Origin of the sequence: Candidatus Solirubrobacter pratensis (assembly GCF_000425945.1) — a bacterium.
In the GTDB taxonomy this organism is placed as follows: Bacteria; Actinomycetota; Thermoleophilia; order Solirubrobacterales; family Solirubrobacteraceae; genus Solirubrobacter; species Solirubrobacter pratensis.
Window position 1 is genome coordinate 990,454 of sequence record NZ_KE384480.1, and the last position, 15,112, is coordinate 1,005,565.

Consider the following 15,112-nt stretch of genomic DNA (forward strand, 5'->3'; position numbering starts at 1 on the left):
CCGGAATACCCGGTGCGCGGCCGCGGATACCCGGGCGACGGCGGGCGGCTCAGGCGGGCGGGTGGCCGAGCCTGATCAGGTCGATCGTCGCGATCCGGCCGCCCGCGATCGTGAAGCCGGCGACCGCCGCGGTTCCCTCCGGGCCGTCGACCACGATGCCGGGCGCGCCGTTGACCATGCCGAGCCGGCAGCCGGGCGCGAAGCGCGGCCCGTTGATCGACGCCACGCGGGCCACGTCCGCCGTGCCCGTGGCGACGTGGCGCCCGTCGATCCGGAACACCGCATCGGGGGCGAGCACGGCGACGAGCGCCTCGAAGTCGCCCGCCCGCGAGGCGGCGAGGAACGCCGCGACGATCTCGCGCCGGCGCGTGAAGTCCGCATCCGGCGCCGGCGCCGCGCCGCGGACGCGCCGGCGCGCGCGGCTCGCGAGCTGGCGCGCCGCGGCGGGTGAGCGGTCCACCAGCGGCGCGATCTCGTCGAACGGCACCGCGAACATGTCGTGCAGGACGAACGCGAGCCGCTCGGCGGGCGTCAGCGTCTCCAGCACGACGAGCAGCGCCAGGCCCACCGAGTCGGCGAGCAGCGCCTCCTGCTCGGGGTCCTCGCGTTCGTCGGCGATCACGATCGGCTCCGGCATGTGGGCCTCGTGGCGCGCCTGGCGGGCGCGCAGCATGTCGATGCACACGCGCCCGACCACGGTGGTCAGCCAGCCGCCGAGGTTGCCGATCGCGTCGGCGTCGGAGCGGCTCAGCCGCAGCCACGCCTCCTGGACGGCGTCCTCGGCCTCGCCGACCGATCCGAGCATCCGGTAGGCGACGGCCTGCAGCCGCGGGCGGTGCTGCTCGAACTGCTCGGCGTGCACGGTCTCGTGGGGCATATGTCGATGACGGAGCGCGCCGCGGGAATGTGACGCGGTCACATCGTGGCGCACGCATCCGTCACGTGGGGCATGCAGCCCACTCCTCTGGCATCGCGCCGCGGCAGGCTCACGCTCGCGCTGCTCTGCCTCGTCGCCTTCCTCGACTTCATCGACGCCTCGATCGTCAACGTCGCGCTCCCCACGATCCGCAGGGACCTCGGCTTCTCCGTGCAGACCTTGCAATGGGTCCCGAGCGGCTACCTGCTCACCTACGGCGGCTTCATGCTGCTCGGCGGGAGGGCGGGCGACCTGCTCGGCCGCCGCCGGGTGCTGCTCGCCGGCACGTCGCTGTTCGCGCTCTCGTCCTTGATCGGCGGGCTTGCGTGGAGCGCCGGCGTGCTGGTCGCCGCGCGGCTGTTCCAGGGCGCCGGAGCCGCCCTGATGCTGCCGGCGGCGCTCTCGATCCTCACGACGACCTTCCAGGAGGGTCCGGATCGCCACAAGGCGCTCGGCGTCTGGGGCGGGATGGCGGGCCTGGCCTCGGCGGCCGGCGTGTTCCTCGGCGGCGTGCTGTCGGAGGGCCCGGGCTGGCGCTGGGTGATGTTCGTCAACCTGCCGGTCTGCGCGATCGTGCTGGTCGCGGCGTTCCGGCTCATCCCCGGCGAGCGGCGGCGCTCCGCGCGCACCGGCTTCGACGCCCGCGGCGCGTTCCTCGTCACCGCCGGCATGCTCGCGCTCGTCTACACGCTGGTCGAGGCGCCGGATGCGGGCTGGGGCTCGCTGCGCACCGTCGGCGGCCTGGCCGGCGCCCTGGTGCTGCTGGCCGCGTTCGTGGTCAACGAGCAGCGCGCGAAGGCGCCGCTCGCGCCCCTGGAGATCTTCCGCATCGACGGGCTCGGCGCGGCCAACGCGACCCAGCTGATCGGCATCGCCGGCATGGTGTCGATGTTCTTCTTCCTCACGCTCCACATGCAGGGCGTGCTCGGCTACTCGCAGATCCAGGCGGGCGCGGCCTACCTGCCGCTGTGCGGGGGCGTCGGCATCGCCGCCGGCATCGCGTCCCAGCTGCTGGCCCGGACGGGCACGCGGCCGGTGATCGTGGCCGGCGCGCTGCTCGCGGCGCTCGGCATCTACCTGCTCTCGCGAGCCCCGGTCGGCGGCTCGTACGCGAGCGACCTGCTGCCCGGGCTGATGATCGCCTCCTTCGGCCTGGGCTCGGTGTTCGTCGCCGTCACGACCGCGGCCAACGCGGGCGTGCCGGCCGACAAGGCGGGGCTCGCCGCGGCGCTGCTGAACACCTCCCAGCAGCTCGGCGCCGCGCTCGGGCTCGCGATCTTCTCGGCCGTCGCCACCGCGCGGACGAACCACCTGATCGCAGGCGGCGCCGGCGCGCCCGACGCGCTCGCCTCCGGCGTCCAGCGCGCGCTGCTCGCGTGCAGCCTCACGATCGTGGCCGCGGCCCTGATCGCGCTGCGCGCGACCAACACGCGCGGGGAGGCGGCCGGCGCCGTCGGGATGGAGGCCGCTTAGCTCTTAAAGGGCGAAGCCCCCGCTGGTCAGGCGGAGGCTTCGGGGGGTCTCAAGCCATGTCGTGGAGCGGCTGCGGTCTCCGTTTAGGGAGTGAAGGCAGTTCGCTGACGACGTGAGGGTCTACGCGTGGAGGAGAGGAGGTTCCTTGCGTCTGGCTTGGGGGGTTTCTGTCGTTCCGTTGGTCAGGCGGCTGCGACAAGCGGAACTCTGTCACCGCAGGCGTCCCAGCGGGGGATGGGAGAACTGGCGTCTTGGGGTACGGCCAGCGCCCAGTGGGGTAGGGCTGGCCGTACCCGGGGCCCGCCGCGGCGCGGCGGGGCTGCGATTTCCGCGATCTCCGGATCAGCGGCAGGACTGGGTTCCGCGCGCCGGGCGCCGCTGCCGGGGCTCCGGAGCGCGCCGGGCCATGTGGATCCCACGAGGGCTCACCACCTCATCCGATCCCGGCCGCGCGCAGCCGGCGGACGCTGCGGCGCAGGTCCGCGACCGGGTCGCCGGGGGAATCGGGGCGGCGGTCCTGCTCGACGGTCGCGAACCCCGCGTAGCCGGCATCGGCGAGCGCCCGCCGGGTGGCGGCGAGGTCGAGCAGCCCGTCGCCGACGGGGCAGAAGACGCCGGCGCGGACGGCGTCCCAGAAGCCGAGCCGGCGCTCGAGCACGGCGGGCGCGACGTCCTTGAGGTGCAGATGCTGTAGGCGGGCCGCGTGGCGGCGGATCAGCGCGCCGGGGTGGATCCCCGCGTACAGAGCGTGGCCGGTGTCCAGGCACAGGCCGAGCTCGGGCGCGTCCGCGAGCAGCCGCTCGATCTCGTCCTCGAACTCGACGTAGCCGCCGGAATGCGGGTGGACGACGGCGCGGATGCCCCGGGCGGCGGCGCGGCGGGCGGCGCGGCGCAGCGTCTCGACCATCGCGTCCCACGGGCCGAGCCGCGGCGCGGCCTCGCTGCGGCCGGCGGTCGCGACGCGCGCCTGCGAGGGCCGGTCGATCAGGACGAGCACCTCGCCCCCGGCGGCCGCGATCGCGTCGAGCGCCGCGTCCGCGGCCGCGAGCACGGCGCCGGCGGCCTCCGGGCGGTGGAAGTCGTCGAACACGAACGTCCCGACCGCGTTCAGCCCGCGCTCGGCGGGCGCCGCGGGCGGGAGGTAGCCGACGGGCCCGAGCTCGAGCCAGTCCAGCCCGGCGCCCGCGATCCCGTCCAGGACGTCCGCGTAGGGCGGATTGGCGGCGTCACCGGCGAAGTCGACGCCCCAGGACACCGGGCCGCCGGCCAGGCGGATGCAAGACATGCGGTGATTGAATCACCTCTCGCCACGCCGCGCCGTCCGCTCCCCCCGGTAGCGTTCCGGACACCCGATCAAAGAGAGTGCCCCGGCGGACGCGCCAACGTCCCCGGGGCCGGCACAGGAGGCGGCACTCCCATGCATCTGCACCGTATCGCCGGCCGGCCTGACGGCGTCGCGCGCCCCGGCACGGCCGAGTTCGATCACCAGCGGCGGCTCCTGCTGGAGCTGGCGGTCGATCCGCCGGTGGGCGGCGAGAGCGTCGCCGAGCTCGCGTCGACGCTCGACCTCGCCGCCGCGCAGGTCGAGGCGGCGGCCGCTGGGCTCGAGCGCGCCGGCCTGCTGGTCCGGCGCGCCGGGCGGCTCTTCGCGGCGCCCGCCGTGCTCGCGGTCGAGGCGCTGTGGCCGCTGGGGCTCTAGCGTCGCGCGAGCCCGTCGACGGCGGCGCGCAGCGCGTCCTCGGCCGCCTCCAGCGAGCGGTCGATGTCCTCCGTCGTGTGCGCCGCGCTGATGTGGCTGCGCCCCAGGCTCTCGGGCATCTCGAACACGCCGCGCGCGATCAGCTCGCGCCGGTAGCGGCCGAACAGCGCGTCATCGTTGCGCAGGACGTCGTCGTAGCTCTCCAGCGGGCCGTCCATGAAGCACAGCACGAACAGCGAGCCGAACCCGCCCACCACGGCCGGGACGCCGACCCGCGCGGCGACCTCGGCAAGGCCCGCCCGCATGCGCTCGCCGAGCGAGAACAGGTGCTCGTGCACGCGCCCGTCCTCGAGCTGCTCGATCGTCGCCAGGCCCGCCTCGACGGCGACCGCGTTGCCGTTGTAGGTCCCGCCGAAGTGGACGTCGCCGGTGTCGGTGGTGTTGAAGCGCTCGAGGTACTCGGCGCGCCCGGTGATCGCGGCGAGCGGGAAGCCGTTGGCGATCGCCTTGCCCAACGTCGTCACGTCCGGCCGCACGCCGGCGATCGCCTGGTAGCCGCCGACCCCGTGCCGGAAGCCGGTGATGACCTCATCGAAGATCAGCAGCGCGCCGGCCTCGTCGCACAGGCGGCGCAGGCCGTCGAGGAAGCCGGGGCGGGGGAGCAGTCCCGGCGAGTTGTGCGCGACGGGCTCGACGATGATCGCGGCGACCTCGCCCGCGTGCCGCTCCAGCGTCGCCCGCACGTCCTCGAGGTCGTTGTAGCGGCAGACGAGCGTCGCGTCGACGGCGGCGTCGAGCATGCCGGCGGAGTGCGGGTCGCGCCGCCCGACCTTCTCGGGGGCGCTCAGGACGTTCCGGAGGACGTAATCGGGGGTTCGGATCGATCGACGGCCTGGCGCGCGAAGCGACGGGAGTGAGCGTCGGCAACCGCTTCACCGTGCCGGACGGGGCCCGCGCGCCGGCCGACTACGCGATGCTCGCCCAGGCCCTCGGCTGCCGGGGCGTCCGTGCCGAGGACGCGGCAGGCCTCGAGGCCGCGCTGGCCGCCGCGCGCGCCGGCGGCGCCACCACCGTGATCCACTGCCCGACCGCCGACGGCGACGTGCCGGACTCCGGTGCCTTCTGGGACCTCGGCGTGCCGGAGATCGCACACGAGCCGGAGGTGAGGCGGCGGATCACCGCCGCGCGCGATCGCCGCCGCGCGGCGCGCCGGCTGCGCTGACGTTCGCACTGCGACAAATAGTCAAAGTGACTCAGGTTCGCACCGGGAGTCAGCATCAGTCACACCGTTAACCGGTTCCGTCACTCTGCTCTCGGCGGGCGGCTCAAGAACCGTTCGACGGCGGCGACTGCCACCGCACACCCGTCCTCACCGGCCAGCGCATCGGCGATGCCGGACGCCCGTGCCCGGAACCGTTCCGTCTCCACCAGCGCGGTGAGCCGCGAGGCCAGCCGGCCGCGCCGGAGCCGCCCGACGGCGAGCGGCGCGGGACCCGCGCCGAGCGCCGCGACCCGGTGGCCCCAGAAGAACTGGTCGGCCATCGCCGGCATGCACAGCGTCGGGCGGCCGTGGCGCAGGCCCAGCGCCGTCGTTCCGGCGCCGCCGTGGTGCGCGACCGCGGCGACGCGCGGGAAGAGCGCGTCGTAGGCCACGTCGCCGATCACGTGCACGCCGGCGTCGTCGCCGCCGCCTTCGCCGAGCCCGGCCCAGCCGCGCTGCAGGATCAGCCGCACGCCGGCGTCGCGCGCCGCCGCCGTGAGCTCGAAGGTGGTCGCGCGGGCATCGGGGACGGGCGTCGATCCCAGCCCGACGAACACAGGCGGGGGACCGTCCGCGAGGAACGCCTCCGTCGCCGGCGGCAGCGGCCCCCAGCCCTTCCCGCCCGCCCACCAGTAGCCGCAGGCCACGACGTCCGCCGGCCAGTCGCGCGGCCGCGGGAGCACGTGGGGGCTCACGCCGACGACCGCTCCCGCGCGCCGCCGGCGCTGCGCCAGCGCCTCGCGCGCGCGGGGCGCGCCCGCGTACCGCGGGCCCAGCACGGTGCCGCGCACGCGGGTCAGCGCGCCGCGGGTCAGCCACCACAGGACGCCGGCGTCGAGCGCATAGGAGGCGCGGTTGCCCAGCGGCGTGAGCGTCGGCGCCGAGATGTACGGGGCGGGGACGGGGAAGCTGCGCGTCGGCACCGCCGGCACGTGGTGCACGTGGACGACCGGCCGGCCGAGGTGGCGGGCGACGTCGAGCGCCGGGAAGGTGGCGGGGAAGGCCAGCAGCGCGTCGGCGCCGTCGGCGGCGCGCAGCGTGTCCTCGTAGATGAGGTGCAACTCGGGGGCGAACAGGTCGGCGATCCGTCGCAGCAGCGCGAGCGGGTTGCGCGTGCGGCGCAGCGCGTCTCGGCCTTCGTCGCTCTCCATCAGCTCGCGGACGCCGCGGCCGCGGGCGACGGCGACCTCCACGCCCGATCCCTCCGCCAGCCGGAGGTGCTCCGCGTGGGTGAGCAGGCGGACCTGGTGACCCGCTTGCACGAGCGCTCGCCCGAGCGTCACGAACGGCTCGATGTCACCACGCGATCCAAATGACACAAATGTCAGACGCATAACCGAAATTCCCCATCAGAAGCCCGCGGTAGCTTACTCTCCATGGGGAAGTCACAGGTGACGGGTGGCGCCGTCAGTAGCGAACCTGTGAACTGACGGAAAATGTCACGCTCGTGACCCTGTCGTGGTCAGAGCGTCAACGAGACAGGGGTCGCTGGATGAACATTGCGCTGGTCGAGTTCGGCTCTTTGATGCTGCACGCAAGCCGACGTTCGACTGTGCTGCCGAACATGGGGTTGGTGCTGCGCTTCCCCGAGGGGCTGACCGCCGCCGAGCTGGGTGCCGAAGCGCGCCGGCTCGCCTCCCCGTACGGACTGGGGCGCCGCCTGGCGCCGCCGCGCGTGCCGGGCGCGCGCCCGCGCTGGGTCCCGGCGCCGGACCCGCCGCCGGTCGCGCTCGCGCCGCCGTGCGAGGACGCGCGCTCGCTGGATCGGTGGCTGGCCGACGAGCTGAGCGTCCGGCACGACCCGCAGGACGACGCCGGCTGGCGGCTGGCGGCGACGCGCGACGCCGAGGGGGCGACGGTGGTGGCGCTGACGCTCAACCACCTGTTCGGCACCGGCCGCGACCTCGCCACGACGCTCTACGGCGGGGAGCTGGTCGAGCACGAGAACGGCGACTCGGGGCGGTCGTATGACGTGAAGCGCGAGCTGCTCGACGTGGGCAGCCGATTCGGCCGCGGGACGCTGGGCGTACTGCGCCTCGGCCGCGAGGTCGCGCTCGCGCCGATGCGCCGCGACCCGTACGGCGCGCTCGCCGATCTCGGCAAGCCGGTCGCGGCACTGCGCGACCGCGACTCCAGCCGCGGGCGCCCCTCGGCCCGGCGCGTCGGCGCGACGCTGCGCGTGGACGCCGCGGCCTGGGCGAAGGCGGCCAGGCGCAACGGCGGCACACGCACGGCGCTGCAGGTCGCCGTCGCCGCAAACCTGCTGCGCGCCGCTCGCCGCGCGCGCGGCGGCAAGACGGACCGGCCGCTGCGCCTGATCGTCCCGGTCGACCTGGCCGACCGCAGCGAGACGCCACAGGCGGCCGCGACCGTCGGGCCGGTCCGGCTCACCAGCGCCTCGGTCGAGCTGGCCGGCGGCGCGCCGGACCACGGCGAGCTCACGCCGGTCCGCGCCGAGCTGCAGCGCGCGATCGACGCCGCGGTGCGGCAGATCAAGGCCACGGGGCGCGTGCCGGTCGCCCCTGGCGTGGTCGACGCGCTGAAGCTGCTCCCGGACGCGATCGCCGCGCGCGTGATGTTCGGCGTCCACGCCCGCTACGACGGCGCCGTGTCCAACGTCGGCGCGCTCCCGCCGGGGATCCGGCGGATCGGCGAGCACGTGGCGAGCGACGCGTTCCTGATGGCGTTCCCACTGGGGACCGATCTCGCGATCGCGTTCGGCCGCCAGGACGGCGACGTCACCCTCGGCGCCGTCGCCGATCCGAGCCGCCTCGGCGGCGGGCCGCCGCTCCAGGAGCGGCTCGCCGAGGAGCTTGCGGCCTGGGACCTGCCCACGACCGCGCTGTGACCGTCCGCGACCGATTGGACTCTCGAATGACGACGATGACACCCACCGCTCCCGCGCCACACGCCGGCGTGCAGGCCGATCCGAAGGCCGAGATCCCGCTCGTCGACTGGGGCAGCCTCGCCCTGCGCGCGGGGCGCGTCGGGCCGGTCCTGCCGCACATGGCGTGGCTGCTGCGCTTCCCGGACGCGATCGGCGGGCCGGAGCTCGCCGCCGAGGCACGGCGGCTGGCCGCCACGCCGTATGGGCTGGGGCGGCGGATCGTGCCGCCGCGCCTGCCCGGCGGCCGCCATCGCTGGCGCCAGGAGCGGATCGCGCCGGCCGTCGCGATCGCGCCGCGCCCGCTCACGGGACCCGATGCACTCGCCGCATGGCTGGATCGCGAGCTCGGGGTACCGCTCGATCCGGAGCACGACGCCGGCTGGCGCATGGCCGCCGCCCCGACCGCCGACGGCGGGACGGCCGTGCTGGTCGTCGCGCACCACCTGTTCGGGACGGGCGGCGGCATCCTGCGCGCGCTCTACGGCGACGACCGGTTCGACCCGACCGTCGGCACGACCGAGACGCGGTTCTCGGCGGCGAACGACTTCACGGTCTGGCGCGAGGCGCGCGGCGTGGCCGAGCGCGTGGGCCTGGGCCTGCGCGGCGCGGCGCGGCTGGCCGGCGCGCTCCCGGACGCGGTGCGGGCGGCGGGCCGCGAGCGTGACGGCCGGGCCATCCGCCCGCCACGCGGGCGCGACCGGACGCGCCGCCCGCCGTCGAACCTGCGCGTGGCGGCGATCGCCACGCCGCCGGCCTCGGCGTGGGACGACGCCGCGATGGCGCGCGGCGGGACGGGCAACACGCTGCTCGCGGCGGTCGCCGCGAACCTCCTGCGGCGGGCGCGCATGGCCCGGGGCGGCCCCGCCGGGCGGACGCTGCGGCTGCTGCTCCCGGTCGACCTGACCGATCGCGAGGTCGCGCGGATCGTGGAGCGCTCGTCCGGACCGGCGCCGGCCATGACGACGGCGGAGATCGTCGTGGAGGGCGGCGCGCCGGCGCACGGCGACCTGCGCGCGCTGCGGGCCCGCATGAAGGCCGCGTTCATCGCCGACAGCGGCAACGTCCCGGCGGTCCGCGGCGCGGGCGACGCGATGCGGCTGCTGCCCGAGGCGCTGACGTTCCGCGCGGCCGCGCGAGCGGCGCTGCGCTTCGACGGCTGCGCGTCCAACGTCGGCTCGATCCCGCCGGCGACGCTGCACCTGGGCGACCACGTCGCGGACGACATGGCGATGCTCGGCTTCCCGATCGGCAACGAGGCGATCACCGCGCTGATCCGCTATCGCGACCGGGTCGCCGTGACGGTCGTCACCGATCCGCTGCGGCTGGGTCCGGCCGCCGACCTGCGCGGCTGGCTCGCCGAGGAGCTCTCCTCGTGGGGCATCGAGGGGGCGGTGTGGTGATGAACGTGCCGCTCGACGGCCACGCCGCGATGTACGTCGCCGCGAGCCGGTTCCGCCACCCGCCGTGCGTGGGCGTGGTGCGGCTCTTCGAGGAGGAGGTCGCGCACAACGCGCTCGCGGCCTACGCGGAGCAGCTGGCCGCCAACCCTCGAGGGTTCGGCCGGCGCGTCGTCGCGCCGCGGATCCCGGGCGCGCGGGCGCGCTGGCGGCCGGTGAGCGACCTCCCGCCGCTGCGCATCGAGCCGCAGGCGCTCGGCGCGGCGGAGCTGTCGGCGCTGCTCGACGACGAGGTCAGCATGCATCCCGACCCGTCGCGCGACGCGGGCTGGCGGCTCGCGGCGCTCCCCAACGGCGACGGCGGGACCGTCGTCCTCACCTGGCTGCACCACGCGTACGGCGACGGGCGCTCGATTCTCGAGACGGCCTTCGCGCCGCCCCCGGAGCCGCCGCCTGCGCCGGCGCCGGCCGACGTGCGGGCGATCGACGAGCTCGGCGACGTGATCGCGCGCGTGCGCCAGGGCGTGGCGGGCAGCGCGCGGCTGGGCCGCGAGGTCGCGCTGCCCCGCTGGCGCACACCCCACGGCGAGCTGGCGGGGCTGCGGCCGGCGCTCGCCGCGCTGGGACGGCGCGACCGCAGCGTGGGGGCGCGCTCCCAGCGCCGCGTCGTCGCGCTCGCGCGCATGGATGCCGAGGCCTGGGAGGAGCGGGCGCGGGCGCTCAGGGGCGCGGGGAACACGCTGCTGATCGCGGTGCTCGCCAACCTGCTCCGGCTCGCCCGGCACGCGCGCGGCGAGCTCGACGAGCGCCCGCTGCGCGTGCTCGTACCCGTCGACATGCGCTCGCGGCGCAAAGGAGGCGGCGACTGGTCGCACGGCGCGGCCACCAACACCGCGACGGCGGCGATCGTCGAGCTGTCCGGCCGCTCGCCGGGCCACGACCGGCTCGACGACGTGAGCGAGGCGACCTGGCAGGCGCTGCGGCGCGTGGCCGTCGCCAGGTCCCGCGCCCGCTCGCCGCGGCCGTCCGGAACGGTGGACGCGATGGATCTGCTGCCGAGCGCGATCACGCACCGCGTCGCGGCGCGCGTGCAGGCCGACGTCGACGGCGTCGCGTCTAACGTCGGCCCGATCCCGGCGCACGTCGCGCAGCTCGGCCGCTACAACGCACGCGTCGTCTACCCGCTCGCCGGCCCGATGCTGACCGACCTCACGATCTGCATGGGCCGCGACCGCACGCACGCGACGCTCGGCGTCATCGCGGACTCCGCCCGCTGGGGCCCCGGAGGGACCTTGCGGCAGCGCGTGGCCGAGGAGCTGGCGGCCTGGGGCGTGCAAGCGGACGTCCGCTGATCTCGCGGGAACGAGGCAAGAGGTCCGTGCGGAGCGATGCGCGCACGTCCTCAGTTCGGGATCAGACCACCGGTCGGGCTGTGCGCATCGTCGTCGTCCGTGTTAATCCCACCCTCAGCGTTCGCGGTTAGCGTGACCGAGACGCCGCCGGTGAGGGGTGGGGAGCTCCTCAGTCGCCCGCGGTTCAGCCGGAGAGAGACGAGAGGGGGGAGTCTTGATCGACTCCCAGGCAGAGCAGGGTCGCGGCACCGCGGTGCCGCGTGCGATGGTGCGCGCGCCGATGGCGCCGCAGCGGCAGAGGTCGCTTGCCGTGCCGAGCGCGATCGGCGGAGCGCCGGGCATCGACGGATCGCGTGCCTTCGTGAGGTTGAGTCATGGGATCACGCAGCGTTGAGGACCGGGCGCTTGCGACGCATCGCCAGGGGACCGGGGAGCCGCGGTCGTCGCATGTCCGCAATCCGCTCGCCCTGATCGTCGCCGGCCCGCAATCCGGGGCGTCGGAGCTGGCGCGGCTCCTCGACGGTCATCAGCACATCGCGGTCGCGCCGCGAATGGGCTGGCTGACGACGATGCCGGACGATCGCGAGGCGGTCGGCCCCGACGGGATGATTCGTCCCGCACTGCTGCAGCGGATCGTGGACCCGCGCGGCGACGAACCGCTGTCCGCCGACGAGCTCGGCGCCACGCTCACGACGTCCTACGCCGACTTCGTGAGCTCGATGTTCGACCGTCACGCCGCCGGCCGCGGCAAGCCGCTGGCCGTCGCCGACGCGGTGGGTATGGCGCCGGACCTGCTGCGGCTCGCGGCGCTGTGGCCGCAGACGCGCGCCATCCACCTGATCCGCGACGGACGCGAGCTGGCGCATGCCGCGATCGACCCCGCTTGGGCCGCGCGCCACATGCCGGCGCTCGGAAGCTGGGCGGGCGATCCGGTGGCGACCTCCGCGCTCTGGTGGGAGTTCCACGTGCGCTGCGCACGCGAGGCCGGCATCCTGCTCGGCCCCGAGCGCTACCGGGAGATCCGCTTCGAGGAGCTCGCGCGCTCGCCCCATGCCGTCTGCTCGGCGCTCTGCGCCTTCCTCGGCGTCCCGTTCGACGAAGCGATGGTCCGCGTCCCGCGGCCCGACCATCACGTCGACCGGAGTCCACCACTCAGCTCCGCGGACGTCGCGCGCTGGGAGGCGGTGGCGGGCGATCTCCTCGACGAGCTCGGCTACGCGCGCCGAGCGCCTCGAGCGGCGCAGACCGCAAGGGCCGCCGAGCCGCGCGACGGGTTCGACGGGCGACCGCTTCCCGCAGCCGCGCCGCGCCCGCCGGCCGGTCGCACGCTGTGGCTGACCGGACTGCCCAGCGCGGGCAAGTCGACCGTGGCGCGTCTCGTCGAGCGCCAGTTGCGCAAGCGCGGCCGGAACGTCGAGGTGCTCGACGGAGACGTGGTCAGACGCAACCTCTCCCAGGGCCTCGGCTTCTCGAAGGAGGACCGCGACACGAACATCCGGCGCATCGCCTACGTCGCCGACCTCCTGTCGCGCAACGGCGTGATCGTGATCGTGGCGGCGATCTCCCCGTATAGGGCGGTTCGCGACGAGGCCCGCGCGCTGATCGGAGAGCGCTTCATCGAGGTACACGTACACGCCCCGGTGTCGGTGTGCGCGTCGCGCGACGTCAAGGGCCTTTATGCCAAGGCGCGCGCGGGCGAGATCGCGCACCTCACCGGCGTGTCGGACCCGTACGAGCCGCCGACCCATCCCGAGGTCGTGCTGAACACCGAGCACCAGACGCCCGAGAGCTCTGCCGCGACCCTGCTCCACCACCTCGACCCCCGGACCTTCCCATGAAACGGCTCCAGCTCAGCGCGCGCCAGTCCGCGGATGTCGAGTTGCTCGCCAACGGCGGCTACGCGCCGCTCAGCGGCTTCATGGGCGAGGCCGACTGGCGCTCGGTCGTCGAGACGATGCGCCTTGCCGGCGGTCAACCATGGCCGATACCGGTCACGCTCGCCTGCGAGTACGGCGAGGTCGGCGACGCGTTCATGCTCATCGGCGCGGAGGGCACTCGGCTGGGAACCCTGCTTGTCGACGAGGTCTACGAGCGCGACCTCCTCCGCGAGGCGGAGCTGGTCTACCGGACGACGGACACGGCGCATCCGGGCGTCGCCGCGTTGCTGAGCGAACCGGCTCGGACGCTCGCCGGCCGCCCGCTCGTCGCCGCGATGCCACGCCACCTCCCGGCGGTCGCGCCGTACGTGCTCAGCCCGGCGGACGCCCGGGCGGCCTTCACCGAGCGGGGCTGGCGCACCGTGGTGGGCTTCCAGACCCGCAACCCCATCCACCGCGCGCACGAGTACCTGACCAAGGCGGCGCTCGAGATCGTCGACGGACTCTTCGTCCACCCCATCGTGGGCGAGACGAAGGCCGACGACATCCCGCCCGAGGTGCGCATGCAGTGCTACGAGGTGCTGCTGCGCCGCTACTACCCGGCCGACCGAGTCCTCCTCGGCGTCAACCCGGCGGCGATGCGCTACGCGGGCCCGCGCGAGGCGGTGTTCCACGCGCTCGTGCGACGCAACTACGGCTGCACCCATTTCATCGTCGGACGCGATCACGCCGGCGTCGGGACCTACTACGGCACGTATGACGCCCACGCCATCTTCGACGCGTTCGTTCCCGGCGAGCTCGGCATCGAGCCACTGTTCTTCGAGCATGCCTTCTGGTGCCCGATCACGGGCGGCATGGCCACGACGAAGACGTCGCCCGCGGCACCGCAAGAGCGCATCGCGCTCTCGGGCACGCGGCTTCGCGAGATGCTGAGCCGCGGCGAGCGCCCGCCGGAGGAGTTCACCCGAGCCGAGGTCGCCGACGTGCTCTCTCAGGCCTATGCGCGCGAGCGGATCGAGGTCTGATGGACGCTCTGCAAGGACGCGCACCGTGAGGCGCCTGCTCATCTACAGCCAGGACGGGATGGGGCTCGGCCATCTGCGACGCACGTCGAGCGTGGCGCGCGAGATCGTCCGCCAAGAGCCGGACTGCGGCGTACTGATCGTGTCGGATTCCCCCGCGACGCCGCCGTTCGACCAGATCCCCAACGTCGACTATCTCAAGCTGCCGACGATCGTCAAGACAGGAAGGTCCGACTGGCGCAACGGGACGCTGCCGATGGGCGTCGAGCAGGTCATCGCGCTCCGCGCCAAGCTGATTCTCGAGGCCTACCGCACGTTCAGGCCGGACACGGTCCTCGTCGACCACATGCCCGTCGGGGCGCTCGGCGAGCTCAAGCCGATGCTCGATCGCATCACGGAACGCAGGCGCCGGCCCAAGCTCTTCCTCAGCCTCCGCGACATCCTCGACGACCCCGCCGTCGTGCGGGCGGTGTGGACGCACCTCGGGGCCTACGAGTACCTGCGCTGCTACGACGGCGTCCTGATCTTCGGCTGCAAGGAGATCTTCAACGCCGACGAGGCCTACGGGCTGAGCCCGTTCGCGGAACCGGTCGTGTTCTGCAACTACGCCCTCGGCGAGGTGCCCTCGGCGCCGCGGCCGGCGGGCGAGGACGACCCGGTCCTGCTGGTGATGGGCGGCGGGGGAGCCGACGCGTTCCGCCTGGAGGAGACGTTCCTCGACGCACTGCCGATGATGCGCGTCGGCATGGATCATGCCGCCGTCATCCTCACCGGGCCGAACATGCCCCGGCGCGAGCGCGACACCCTGCTCGCCCGCTCGAAGTCGCAGCGCATCCGGGTGGAGACTGGTGTCCAGGACTCCATGGACTGGCTCCGGCGCGCATCGTCGGTGCTGATGATGGGCGGCTACAACAGCCTCTGCGAGGCACTGCGCGCCCGCAAGCGAGCGCTGGTCGTGCCTCGCCGCGGACCTAGCGCGGAACAACGGATGCGCAGCCGCCTGTTCGCGGAGCGCAGCTTGATTCGCACGCTCGACCCGCGGGACCTCACGCCCGACGCGCTCGCCGAGGAGCTCGCGCGCCTGCTCCACGACGACGGCATCCCCGACGTGGCGGGCCTGCCACCCATGGACGGCGCCCAGCGCGCCAGCGTCCTGCTCTGCGGCTGGGCCGAAGCCGGCGGCGGGCGCGCGGCCAGGCCGCTGGCGTCCCCGGCGGAGGTGATCTGA

The 15,112-nt window shown here is 74.6% G+C and carries 12 protein-coding genes and 2 pseudogenes; 10 read left to right on the top strand and 4 right to left on the bottom strand.

The features are described 5' to 3' along the window. Positions 1-49: 49 nt before the first annotated feature. Complete coding sequence (locus H958_RS0129395) at positions 50-877, bottom strand: sigma-70 family RNA polymerase sigma factor (RefSeq protein WP_028061290.1); 828 nt, start codon at positions 875-877, stop codon at positions 50-52. A 72-nt stretch (positions 878-949) separates the two neighbouring features. Here H958_RS0129395 and H958_RS41180 point away from each other — a divergent pair, with 72 nt between their 5' ends. Further along, positions 950-2,389, top strand: a complete 1,440-nt coding sequence (locus H958_RS41180) for an MFS transporter (RefSeq protein ID WP_037411567.1) — start codon at positions 950-952, stop codon at positions 2,387-2,389. Between the two features lie 433 nt (positions 2,390-2,822). Here the strand turns inward: H958_RS41180 and H958_RS0129405 are convergent, their stop codons facing one another. Continuing rightward, the gene (locus H958_RS0129405) at positions 2,823-3,674 is read right to left on the bottom strand and encodes a sugar phosphate isomerase/epimerase family protein (protein ID WP_028061291.1); all 852 of its coding nucleotides are present in this window, start codon (positions 3,672-3,674) and stop codon (positions 2,823-2,825) included. 132 nt (positions 3,675-3,806) lie between these two features. Between H958_RS0129405 and H958_RS0129410 the strand changes: the two genes are divergently transcribed. Continuing rightward, positions 3,807-4,088 (top strand): hypothetical protein, encoded by a 282-nt coding sequence (locus H958_RS0129410; RefSeq protein WP_028061292.1) that lies wholly within the window; start codon positions 3,807-3,809, stop codon positions 4,086-4,088. On the opposite strand, the gene H958_RS41185 is transcribed toward H958_RS0129410, so the two are convergent. Then, the gene (locus H958_RS41185) at positions 4,085-4,888 is read right to left on the bottom strand and encodes an aspartate aminotransferase family protein (protein WP_051324944.1); all 804 of its coding nucleotides are present in this window, start codon (positions 4,886-4,888) and stop codon (positions 4,085-4,087) included. The genes H958_RS0129410 and H958_RS41185 overlap by 4 nt on opposite strands. Before the next feature lie 77 nt (positions 4,889-4,965). Here H958_RS41185 and H958_RS0129420 point away from each other — a divergent pair. Continuing rightward, positions 4,966-5,310 (top strand): annotated as a pseudogene (locus H958_RS0129420) (thiamine pyrophosphate-dependent enzyme); the annotation flags it as partial. A gap of 80 nt (positions 5,311-5,390) precedes the next feature. Here H958_RS0129420 and H958_RS0129425 read toward each other — a convergent pair. Then, on the bottom strand, positions 5,391-6,632 hold the full coding sequence (locus tag H958_RS0129425; RefSeq protein WP_051324945.1) for a glycosyltransferase: 1,242 nt from the start codon (positions 6,630-6,632) through the stop codon (positions 5,391-5,393). A gap of 209 nt (positions 6,633-6,841) precedes the next feature. Here H958_RS0129425 and H958_RS0129430 point away from each other — a divergent pair, with 209 nt between their 5' ends. The 7 genes and pseudogenes from H958_RS0129430 (at position 6,842) to H958_RS0129455 (ending at position 15,112) form a co-directional block, all read left to right on the top strand. Then, a complete protein-coding gene (locus H958_RS0129430) occupies positions 6,842-8,197 on the top strand; it encodes a hypothetical protein (RefSeq protein WP_156028387.1) in 1,356 nt (451 codons plus the stop codon). Between the two features lie 35 nt (positions 8,198-8,232). Beyond that, on the top strand, positions 8,233-9,636 hold the full coding sequence (locus H958_RS0129435; RefSeq protein WP_156028388.1) for a hypothetical protein: 1,404 nt from the start codon (positions 8,233-8,235) through the stop codon (positions 9,634-9,636). Further along, on the top strand, positions 9,636-10,985 hold the full coding sequence (locus tag H958_RS0129440; protein WP_028061297.1) for a hypothetical protein: 1,350 nt from the start codon (positions 9,636-9,638) through the stop codon (positions 10,983-10,985). The genes H958_RS0129435 and H958_RS0129440 overlap by 1 nt, the downstream gene beginning before the upstream one ends. 374 nt (positions 10,986-11,359) lie before the next feature. Then, positions 11,360-12,073: pseudogene (locus tag H958_RS49275) on the top strand (sulfotransferase); the annotation flags it as partial. 240 nt (positions 12,074-12,313) lie between these two features. Continuing rightward, the gene (gene cysC / locus H958_RS49280) at positions 12,314-12,823 is read left to right on the top strand and encodes an adenylyl-sulfate kinase (protein WP_028061298.1); all 510 of its coding nucleotides are present in this window, start codon (positions 12,314-12,316) and stop codon (positions 12,821-12,823) included. After that, positions 12,820-13,887, top strand: a complete 1,068-nt coding sequence (gene sat, locus H958_RS41190; protein ID WP_051324946.1) for a sulfate adenylyltransferase — start codon at positions 12,820-12,822, stop codon at positions 13,885-13,887. Before cysC ends, sat begins: the two co-directional genes overlap by 4 nt. Before the next feature lie 25 nt (positions 13,888-13,912). Continuing rightward, complete coding sequence (locus H958_RS0129455) at positions 13,913-15,112, top strand: glycosyltransferase family protein (protein WP_028061299.1); 1,200 nt, start codon at positions 13,913-13,915, stop codon at positions 15,110-15,112.